The organism is Planktothrix sp. FACHB-1355 (assembly GCF_014748295.1).
GTDB lineage: Bacteria > Cyanobacteriota > Cyanobacteriia > Cyanobacteriales > Aerosakkonemataceae > Aerosakkonema > Aerosakkonema funiforme_A.
Window position 1 is genome coordinate 1 of the sequence record NZ_JACJUP010000654.1, and the last position, 3919, is coordinate 3919.

Sequence of the window (3919 nt, forward strand, 5' to 3'; positions counted from 1 at the left end):
GTCGATTGATATCTTTCGGCCACAACCTCAGCCAGACATCATTATAGTCGAAGGGATACTTGGAAAAATTAAAATTTTGCCGGATTGTACCTTCAAAGTACCAACGGAGCAGATCGGTATTGTTAGTTACAAACTTCTCAGGATCGCTAATTTGGATATCAGACGCTTCTGGCAAGATAAAACCTCGATTCACGCTTTCGGGGATATTTTTGTTATACTTCTGCCACACGTAACCGGTGACGAACACATCATTAGTTCCGGTAAATTTGAGAGACTGAATATAAACTCCGGTGGGAATGTACAGCGGTGGCTCTTGCTTCAATTCCTCTGCTATGGCATTTTGGGGAGCCAATAAATTATCTACAGTTGCCTTGTTGAGCAGAATATTCCTGCTGTTTTTATAAGCTCGCTCTGATAAAGCAATATTCCAGATAATACCGATCGCCGCCACACATAAAATACTATAGGTACACGCCACTGCCCAAAGACTTTTGACGCTGCCTCTATGAGCGCGAAAGCTCAGAATTGACAGAAAAAAGACAAATAATATCAACTCTAACCAGAGTACGATCGTTTTTCGCCGTAACGTCGTGTTGTCGCTAGAACTTTCATCCTTGATGACAACTACTCCCAGCGACCATCCATTCAGAGGTAGCGGTTCAACAATCATCCACGAAGATTGACCCGTTATTTCATTCTGATACTCTATAATGGTGCTTTCCCCTTTGATGGCTTTTTCACCTAATTCTCTAATTTCTTTCTTGTCAGTTTCCGTCGCTAAGTCAAAAATAGTTTTTTGATTTTTGACGTACTCGTCAATCGGATGAGCGATAAAAACTCCTTTCTTAGAAAGCAAAAACCCGTAGCCAGATTTACCCAGATTGAGTGTCGCCATTAGCCTTTTGAGCTTCTCTATTGAATAGTTGGCATAGATGACGCCAGCTGGCTCTTCTTTTTTAGTTTTTGGGTTAGTCCGAGAAAACCTAACGTTATAATCTACTATGAGAGCATCAGAATATTTGTCAATGTAAGGTTCAGCCCAAACAAAATCATTCCGTAAAGCATTAAAATACCACTCATTTTCTGGCACTGGTTTGGTATAGTCGTTCTTGTCCTCAATTTGGTTCAGTTTAATTGTGCCATCTTTTCTACCATAGAAAGGTGCATACAACCGCCGCCGAGAATACACGAAAGGTTGATAAGCAGCACCGATTGCCACAAAATCGGCATTTCTCTCTATTTCCTGTTGCAGTCTAGTTGTTAACTGTTCATCCTTTAACTTTCCCGAAGTCAAATCGTAAGCAATCCCATTAGCTGCGCCTTGGAGTTTGCGAAGTTCTTGCTCTATCTTACGACTGGCATAAACAGTTTCCTGTCTCGCATTTATTTCAGCTTTTTGGATTACCTGATTTCTCTCTTCCGAGTAAGAATAAAAGCCGTAAGATGCCAAAAATAAACTGATACCGCAAAGTATTGTCGAGCAGTCAAATATTAATTTTTGGACTTTGCGTAGCTGAGGATTTACTTGTACAGTATTATCCTCTGTTGCGATCTCCGTTGTACCTTCTGCTGCTGGCTCCTCTTCTCTCTCAGCATTCAAATCTACGAGCTTTTGACTAATTATCTGAGTTTTCACTCTCTTCATTTTCATTTTCGATTTCCTCTTCAGTGTCGGTTATTAACGATTCTTTATATTTTTCTATTTCTATTTCGTAATCCCGCTTCATGCGGTTTAAATGTGTTCTTAAATTTCCTATCTCATTTTTATAATCAACCTCAAATTCAAGTTCCCTTTCCCCGTTAACAATCGCCTTCGTCACTCTTGTCATCTCTTCAATAGGTTCGACAATAAAGCGATTTAACAATAATTTTATCCCTGCTATTAAGAGGGCTAACGCCAACAATATAGTACCCATAAACTTAAAAACTAACAGCTGGGCACTACCGAAAACTGTACCGACTGGTACTGCAATCATTTGAGCGCCGACTATTTCATTCAGCTTCCAGCCAAACCCATTTTCTTTGCCGTACTGTGCAACCATACTTGGGGGAGCTTTTTCCGGCGTATCGTGACATTCCAAGCAACTAGCTTGAGTAACTTTTGCAGGTCGGGCTACATAGAATAATTTTTTACCTTGATAATCTCTATAACCTTCTACTTGTTCTAGCGCTTTTTCTTTGCGAAACCGCTCGATCAGGCGCGTTTCAAAAGCATCCGCCTTATCCTTAATATTTGTCGGGTTAAGTGCCGCTTCTTTGTAGAAAAAATCTTGGTATTCCGGATTTTGGCGCAATCTTTCAAAAATTTCTCTGGCCGCGAAAAAAGAAACGGATTCGGGGATAAATTCTTGAGCTAACCTATCACCAAATTTAGGCTTCACCTGTTCGTTTGTGTACCTGTGAACGGCTATCATGGTCTTCATCATTACTCCAGCCTTGGTAGTTATTTCATTTCTGGCTCTATCTCGTATGCCGTTATTGATAACTACTCCGCTCAGCACTAATGCTCCTATGACAACTAGGAGTGTTAACAAAGTGAAGAGTGTTTCTAGTTTAAGATTTTTTAACATTTTTTAAGAGGATTTTTAATTTTGGTGAATAGGTAAGAATGCTACTAAATTTGAGATTAAATTCTACTAAGTAGGATAGTAATTCCAAAATCTCCAAAAGTCAACCTTTGGGTAGATGAAATAATATTTTTTTCCCTGATAGCATCGAAACGCAATCGGACAATACAGGCGCTATTTGTTGCGGGGCTCCGGGCGAGCCGCGAAGCCCTCCGTTACCCCGACCCAGACCCGCTTCAACAATATCAACGGGTATCTTCCGAAGGTGGTACTGCTTGCGGACAAGTTTTGTTATTAAAATCGCAACTGAAAATATAGGTTTTCTGCCAATGTAAAGGGATCTCGAGCAAATCCCGCGTACCTGTTAGTCCCTGTCCGATAAAAAGTAAGAGAGCAAAACTGTTCAAAATTATATGAAAAGTTCGCCAGCGATTCGATTTATCTTTATAGATATCTTGCACAATGGCTAAAGAAAAAATCATTAGTAATGTGGCAGTAATGCCGATGTAGTAATGAGACCAGTACCATTCATTCGTGCGGCGAAAAACTCCGTCTTGACAACCGAGAAGAACTATACCCATGCCGGTTAAAGTGGCAAAAAGTCCGCGCCAGATTTTCTGCTTTGCGAGGTAGAGCAATACGAGGGCGGCGATCGTATCCAAAAACATCAGCAGGATAAAGGCAACTTGCAATGGTGCTTTAGTCCAGGTGCGATCGCTCAAAATATGTTCGACAATATGGTAAGCTAACCCTACCAAAGTCAACCCCACAACCCAACCAGTCAGCCAGCGACCCATTTTGATGTGTTCTGGGCCAACAGAGGAGGGAATTTTACTTTTGTCTTTGGCAGCAGTTTGCAAGCGACGCACGCGGGTCTGCCATGCAAAGTTTACCACCGTGCCAATCAGGGGAAAGACTATCACAACTGCGATCGCCGGATGAATAAGAGCCAGAAAATCTTGGAATTCCATAACACACCCAAGAGTCAAAAGTCAAAAATCCTATAAGCGTCAGGCATTCAACTACTTCCGATCTGGTCGGTTACTTCTGCTGCACTGCACTAGCCACCCAAAGTAGCATAGTTGAAACTGGTTAACAAATCACTAATTACCAATGATTAAATGTAAAAATTCTTCATCTAATTATTAAGTCTCTGCATCAAACAACAACAAAATTAATGTTTTTTTTGGCATTTATATGGGCAATCTATAAATATACGGGTAATTCAGCCCTAGCCGGAGCAAAATAATATGGACGCTAACGAACTACTCAGACGTTATGCAGCAGGAGAAAGAGATTTTAGTGGAGCTAAATTAATTGGAGCTAACCTAGAAAGCGCCCAACTCGTGGGA

At 40.9% G+C, this 3919-nt stretch carries 3 protein-coding genes; all 3 read right to left on the reverse strand.

Going from position 1 to position 3919, the window contains the following annotated elements:
• The coding region (locus tag H6S82_RS22460) for a cache domain-containing protein (protein WP_191056732.1) at positions 1-1651 on the reverse strand (1651 nt) is incomplete at its 3' end.
• Entirely contained in the window at positions 1617-2570 is a 954-nt protein-coding gene (locus H6S82_RS22465; protein ID WP_190465254.1) for a DUF3365 domain-containing protein, read from the reverse strand. The genes H6S82_RS22465 and H6S82_RS22460, both read right to left, overlap by 35 nt.
• A 242-nt stretch (positions 2571-2812) precedes the next feature.
• Positions 2813-3538, reverse strand: coding sequence for a DUF4079 domain-containing protein (locus H6S82_RS22470; protein WP_190465253.1), 726 nt, complete (start codon positions 3536-3538; stop codon positions 2813-2815).
• Positions 3539-3919: the final 381 nt, after the last annotated feature.

Coding starts and splice junctions, on each gene's coding strand:
- H6S82_RS22465 (WP_190465254.1), bottom strand. CDS start 2,570: ATGTTAAAAAATCTTAAACTAGAAACACTCTTCACTTTGTTAACACTC.
- H6S82_RS22470 (WP_190465253.1), bottom strand. CDS start 3,538: ATGGAATTCCAAGATTTTCTGGCTCTTATTCATCCGGCGATCGCAGTT.